At 65.2% G+C, this 6,038-nt stretch carries 5 protein-coding genes; all 5 read left to right on the plus strand.

Annotated elements, in window-relative coordinates; all coding sequences use genetic code 11:
- Window positions 1-387: 387 nt before the first annotated feature.
- On the plus strand, window positions 388-1,326 hold the full coding sequence (locus CSW58_RS06385) for an IS110 family transposase (protein WP_099446725.1): 939 nt from the start codon (window positions 388-390) through the stop codon (window positions 1,324-1,326).
- Window positions 1,327-1,683: 357 nt separating this feature from the next.
- The gene (locus tag CSW58_RS06390; protein WP_099446726.1) at window positions 1,684-2,217 is read left to right on the plus strand and encodes a hypothetical protein; all 534 of its coding nucleotides are present in this window, start codon (window positions 1,684-1,686) and stop codon (window positions 2,215-2,217) included.
- A 588-nt stretch (window positions 2,218-2,805) separates the two neighbouring features.
- Entirely contained in the window at window positions 2,806-3,318 is a 513-nt protein-coding gene (locus CSW58_RS06395) for a hypothetical protein (protein ID WP_201721592.1), read from the plus strand.
- A 531-nt stretch (window positions 3,319-3,849) separates the two neighbouring features.
- Window positions 3,850-4,356: a hypothetical protein gene (locus CSW58_RS13710; RefSeq protein WP_161494579.1), complete on the plus strand. Its 507-nt coding sequence runs from the start codon at window positions 3,850-3,852 to the stop codon at window positions 4,354-4,356.
- Window positions 4,357-4,618: 262 nt separating this feature from the next.
- Window positions 4,619-6,038: histidine--tRNA ligase (hisS, locus tag CSW58_RS06400; protein ID WP_099446727.1), on the plus strand; the 1,420-nt coding region annotated here is incomplete at its 3' end.

The raw sequence follows: 6,038 nt of genomic DNA on the forward strand, positions 1-6,038 counted from the left end.
GGGCCCAGGGCGTTGAAAAGACTGGGAACGCCGGGCGTCTATCCCCGTGGCGCGCACGGGATAAGCACCTAAGTGACCCTCTCTCTTTGAGAGAGGGAGGGGCCCGCCGCCGCAGGCGGTGGGAGGGTGAGAGGTTACACCGCCAACCGCCCTCGCACAGAAGGCCCTGCCCTGTCCGGAAGGGCTCCGCAAACCCCTTGTGTCTTGGATCTGAGGTTATTGTGGTGATGCGGGCGGCTGTTAGCAGCAGCCGCCCGCCGCGACCTTGAGCCCGTAAACCCCTTGGCCTTGGAGGCCGTGGGTGAGTTTGGGCCGGTCGTGATCTTCCAAACCCGAACAGTTGCATGAGGCCTTTGGGACCTCGCACTGGCAAGGAAGGGATAGAGGATGCCACAGGATCGAGTGTTTGTGGGCGTGGATGTCTCCAAGGATCGCCTGGACGTGGCGGTGCTGGAGGGCGAGAGCTTCGCGGTGTCCAATGACGCCGCTGGGCTGCGGGACCTCGTCAGACGGCTGCGGGCGGCCAAGGCCAGTCTGATCGGACTGGAGGCGACCGGCGGCTATGAGAAGGCTGCGGTGGAGGCGCTGCTCACGGCGGGGCTGGACGCACGGCTCCTGGACCCGCGCAAGGTTAGGCGCTTCGCCCAGGCCTGCGGGGTCCTGGCCAAGAACGATCGGATCGACGCCGAGCTGATCGCCCGCTTCGTGGCGCTGATGCCCAGCCGCTCGGCGCGGATTGATCCGGCCGCCGCCCGGTTGGCCGAGTTGGTCGACGCGCGCCGTCGCCTGGTCGAGGAGCAGGCGCGACTGGATAACGCCGCCCGGATGGTCCGCGACCCGGTGTTGATACGCCTGGCTCAGCGGCGACGCGGGCGAACCCGCCTGGATCTTGTTCTGATCGAGAAGCGGCTGGCTCAGCTGATCGCCGAGGATGACGATCTGGCGCGCAAGGACGCGCTGCTGCGCTCGGTGCCCGGCGTAGGCCCCGTCCTGGCCTGGACGCTGCTGGCTCGACTGCCGGAACTGGGCGATCTGGACGCCCGGCAAGTGGCCGCCCTGGTCGGCGTCGCGCCCTACGACCACGACAGCGGAGCCCGACGAGGACGACGCGCCATACGCGGCGGTCGCCCCATCGTGCGCAATGTTCTCTACATGGCCGCTCTGGTGGGCGCCCGCTTCAACCCGGCCCTCGCCGCGATGAAGGCGCGTCTGGCCCAGGCCGGAAAGCCGCCAAAGGTCGTCCTCGTGGCCTTGATGCGAAAGCTCATCACCATCCTCAACGCCATGCTCCGCGACAACGCCTCCTGGCGCGCCGCCACCGCATAACTTCAAGACAGTTGCTCACCCTCCCACCGCTACGCGGCGGGCCCCTCCCTCTCCCTATGGAAGAGGGAAAGGAAGGCCGCCCCCGCCGGGCAGGCCGCCCCCTGAAACCTTGGAGGCGATCCAGTCTGACCTGCAACCTCCACAATGTTTTCGAGATCACCGAGCCGATGTGGCGCCTCATTTGACATATTCCAGCTCATTATAAGGCGGTGAATATCGAAATGCTTAAGCTTCCGGGCGAGCGCAACAAAATATCCATGAACTAAACCTCGCCTCGAACGCTCATTTATAAGAAAATTGGCCAGGTCACCACTTGTGGCGGTTCCTTCGCTACCTTGGCCATGGTGAGCAACTCTGATGACCTACAAGCACATCCTGCTGGTCGCGGCCCTGAGCGGCCTGGCCACCTCCGCCAGCCTGGCCCAAGAGCCCGCGCCCGCGCCGGAAGCTGGCCAAGCCCGGGCCCTGATGGCGCAGGGCGACAACTGGCTCGGCGCCAACCTGCTGCGCCGCGCCGTCGCCAAGGACGATTCGCCCGAGAACCGCTTCAACCTGGCCACCGGCTATCTGCGCACCAATCGCCTGACCGAAGCGCGGCGGATCTATCAGGATCTGGCGATCGAGGGTCAGACCGTCGTGATGGCCGCCGATCCCGCGCCCCGCACCGGCCTCGGCGCCGGGCGCACCTTCGACATCGCCGAGGAATCAGCGTCTCGCCTGCTCTATATTGGCTGGCGCGAAGGTCAGACCCGAGCCCCGGCGACCATCGCGGCGGGCGGGGCCCGCTCGGCTGACCTGGCCGGGGTCGCGGTCTCGGCCAATGTCGCCGGCGAAGTCACCGACGACCGCGCCCGTCAACTGGATGCAATGGTCCGCCAGGGCCAAGACTAGGTCGCTTGGACACGCGTTCACGCGCCCGTCCCTCCTGACGAAAATCCGCCCACCCCAACCCTTCTCCCCTTGCGGGAGAAGGTGGCCCCGGCGAAGGCCGGGGTCGGATGAGGGTCGATCGCCCTGTAAGCTTGGCGCCCGGGCCATCCGCCGACGCGGCGTGGCTCGCCTTCGGCCCCTCACCCGACCCGCTGCGCGGGCCACCCTCTCCCGCAAGGGAGAGGGGAAGGAAGGCCGCCCCGACCGCCCCCGGTCGGAGCCATCCTTACATCTCTTGGAGGCTGCAGCGTGCTGGTCTGGGCAGGTCAGTCAAGGACGGCCCTCCGGGCCGCCGCGGCGCGGCGACGCGTACGCGTCGTCCTTGAGTGACCTGCCCAGACCAGCGATCGTCTCGCCGTGAGATGTGCGGAGGGGTTTCCTCTCGGGAGAATATTTCACGCCGTCTCCGCCCGTCTCCCGAAGATGGAGGAGAGCTAGATCGGACTCTAACTGGGTAAATCGACGAATCGTAATAGTTGTTATTTGCCGACGACTCGCCTCAGAATGCCGACCTCCGAGTAGGTGTGGACCTTAGATTGAGGTGGTGCGATGTCACTCGAGCTCATTGGTCTCGGCAAGTTGCTAAGGGTGATGTACGCCGACCGCGCGGATCAAGTCCGCCTGCTACGAGAGGACATTCGGAACACCATCAGAAGGGAGAGCGGTCTGCGCCGCAACCAGAAAGGTGGTGACTTCTACGTTCCGCTTTGGGCTGATGTAAAAGGGCATGTGCGAGGCGAGCTCGAACTCCGAGAGAGAGCAGGTGAGCGCATCGACGCACATGGGGGGCGCAGGCGACTCTACCCGCTTCTGGTCGAAGGGTTTCTGTCTTGGTGGGAGGAGAGGCGGCGGCTGCGCAATGAGCCGTTCCTTGTCATCGAAGAGAGCATTCGTGCACGTTTCGAATCTACGGGACTTGGCGTCGTAAAAGTCGAAAACACGCTCTCCATTAGCGTTGGAGACGATGGCCGCCGCATCATATATCCGTATTTTCCTGAGCGGCCTCCGCTGTCTGAGGAGGCGGCGCGGCTGGGCTGTGGATCATGTCCCGGTCGATCGTGACACAAGAACCTGAGCAGAGCGCATTCTCGATGTGATCCGAGGGCGCACTTTTTCAGTTCGGGACACACCACTTACGGGCACTGAAGAAGGCATCTTCCGAGAGCGTTACGAGGCATTGCTGCGGGAATGGCAACGCCTCCGAGCGGAGTACTAGTCGCGATTCCTCTCCTCCTGCGGGAGAAGCTGCCCGCGAAGCGGACGGATGAGGGGGAGGCCCATTGGGAAAGGCCCCGCGCGACACTCAACCGACCCCGGATTTCGCCGGGGCCACACTCTTCCACCAGTGGGCCGATGAGAAGGCTAACGACCTTCACTCAGCCTAAACCAGTGGGCTAAAGGCCGCTTAGCATTCGCCGTGCTAGAGTTTTGCGCCTAGAGCGCCAGGAGGTTATTTCTTCCCCGAAGGCTTTGTCGGGTTGGGCGGACCGGGCCTTTGTGCCGGGGTTGGACCGGTTTTCGGCGGCGTTTGGTTAAACGCGCCGCGTTCGTCGCCCTTCGAAGTTGTTCCTGGGTCTTTCGGCGGAGCCATAGATGTCTCATCCTAAAATTGACTACCGCGATTTGATACCGAATGACCCCGCGATGATCGTGGAGATTGTGAGGCAAGCCGAGGAGCGCTTCAAGATGCAAGTTCAATTCGCCTTGGCAAGCGATGCGAGGGCTGGAGCGATGGCTACATGGACCAGTGCTATGGCTGGTGGTTTTGTGATTGCTGCGATGGGTACCCTTAGTGGCGGAGCGAAGGTGGGAGCCTTGGCTGCAGGACTCACCTTTGGTTTGGCTGCATTCTGTTCTATCTGGGCAGCAAGGCCAATTTCTTTTGGCTGTATTGGAACGTTGCCAAATGGATGGGTTGACGTTGTAAGAGACAATGAAAAGCTCAATGAAAGTCTTGCTGGATACGCTGCCCATCTTGATGGGCATCTGTTGGCCAATGAAGATCGCATGAAACTGAACGGATCTTGGACTAGAGGCGCTATGTGGTGCATGTTCATGTCGCCATTTGTTTCTCTAGCTGCTGCCCTGCTTTTCGCTTAGGGCAGCATTGCGATGGGCAAAGGGTGATTGCCCTAGATGCGCGTGCGCCATGCACCCCTTCCCCCCGCCGCCCTATCCGCTAGAACCCCGCGCAATGACCCGCACGCCGCACCATCACGGCCGCCACCACCATCCGACCTCGCCTCGCGGGATCGGCCGGGTCCGCTCGCTCTAGAAGCAAGCCCCCTGCCTGAGCCCCGCCTAGCGGATGGGGCTTGAGCCAAGCGCCATCCGTCGAAGCCTTGAAGTTCTAAGGACGACGATGACCGACTCCCCTGAAAAGACCGAAGACGCCTTCCGCCCCGAGGCCCGCGCCCCGCGCGGCTTCGCCGACAAGCGGGCCCGCGACCTGCGGGCCGAGCGGGCCATCCTGGAGGCGGTGTCGACGGTCTATGAGCGCCATGGCTTCGAGGCGCTGGACACCGGGGCCTTCGAATATGCCGACGCGCTTGGCAAGTTCCTGCCCGACGCCGACCGTCCCAATGAGGGCGTCTTCGCCCTGCAGGATGATGACGAGCAGTGGATGGCGCTGCGTTATGACCTGACCGCGCCCCTGGCCCGCTTCGCCGCCCAGAACTGGGAGACCCTGGCCAAGCCGTTCCGCCGCTATGCCTATGGCCCGGTGTGGCGCAACGAGAAGCCCGGCCCCGGCCGGTTCCGCGAATTCATCCAGTGCGACGCCGACACCGTCGGCTCGGCCCGGCCCGAGGCAGACGCCGAGATCATCGCCATGGCCGTGGCGGGGCTGGAGGCGGCGGGCCTGCCGCGCGGCTCGGCGGTGCTGAAGATCAATAACCGCAAGCTGCTCAACGGCCTGCTGACCGCCGCCGGGGTCGAGACCAACGGCCAGAAGCTGGCGGTGCTGCGCGCCGTCGACAAGTTGGACCGGCTGGGCGTCGAGGGCGTGCGGCTGCTGCTGGGCGAGGGCCGGCTGGACGAGAGCGGCGCCTTCACCAAGGGCGCGGGCCTGGTGGGCCGGGCGACCGACGCGGTGCTCGACTTCGTCCAGGCCGGTTCCGGCGGGCGGAGCGACACCCTGAGCAAGATCGCCAATGTCATCGGCGGCTCGGCCGAGGGCGACGAGGGCCTCAACGAACTGGCCCTGATCGATGCGGCCTTGAAGAGCCTGGGCGTGGCCGATGACCAGGCGATGTTCGAGCCGTCGATCGTGCGCGGGCTGGAATACTACACCGGCGCGGTGTTCGAGGCCGAGCTGCTGCTGTCGACACTCGACGACAAGGGGGCCAAGGTCTCGTTCGGCTCGATCGGCGGCGGCGGGCGCTATGACGACCTGGTGGCGCGGTTCACCGGCCAGCAGACCCCGGCCACGGGCTTTTCGTTCGGCGTCACCCGCCTGGCCTCGGCCCTGCGGGCGGCCGGGCGCGAGCCGGGCGGCGCGGCGCGGGGGCCGGTGGTGGTCATCGTCTTCGACCAGGCCCACATGGGCGAGTATTTTTCCGTGGCCTCGGAGCTGCGCAACGCCGGCATCGCCGCCGAGGTCTATCTGGGAACCTCGGGCATGCGGCCGCAGATGAAATATGCCGACCGGCGCATGGCCCCGGCGGCGATCATGCTGGGCGGCGACGAGATCGCGGCCGGCACCGTCACCATCAAGGACCTCGACCTGGGCCGGCAACTGGCCTCCGGCGTGGCCGACAACGCCGCCTGGAAGGCGCAGCGTC

Origin of the sequence: Caulobacter sp. B11 (assembly GCF_002737765.1) — a bacterium.
Taxonomy (GTDB): Bacteria; Pseudomonadota; Alphaproteobacteria; order Caulobacterales; family Caulobacteraceae; genus Caulobacter.

What these genes read in the sequence shown, in the direction of transcription:
- CSW58_RS06385 (WP_099446725.1), top strand. Translation starts at nt 388, where the DNA reads ATGCCACAGGATCGAGTGTTTGTGGGCGTGGATGTCTCCAAGGATCGC.
- CSW58_RS06390 (WP_099446726.1), top strand. Translation starts at nt 1,684, where the DNA reads ATGACCTACAAGCACATCCTGCTGGTCGCGGCCCTGAGCGGCCTGGCC.
- CSW58_RS06395 (WP_201721592.1), top strand. Translation starts at nt 2,806, where the DNA reads ATGTCACTCGAGCTCATTGGTCTCGGCAAGTTGCTAAGGGTGATGTAC.
- CSW58_RS13710 (WP_161494579.1), top strand. Translation starts at nt 3,850, where the DNA reads ATGTCTCATCCTAAAATTGACTACCGCGATTTGATACCGAATGACCCC.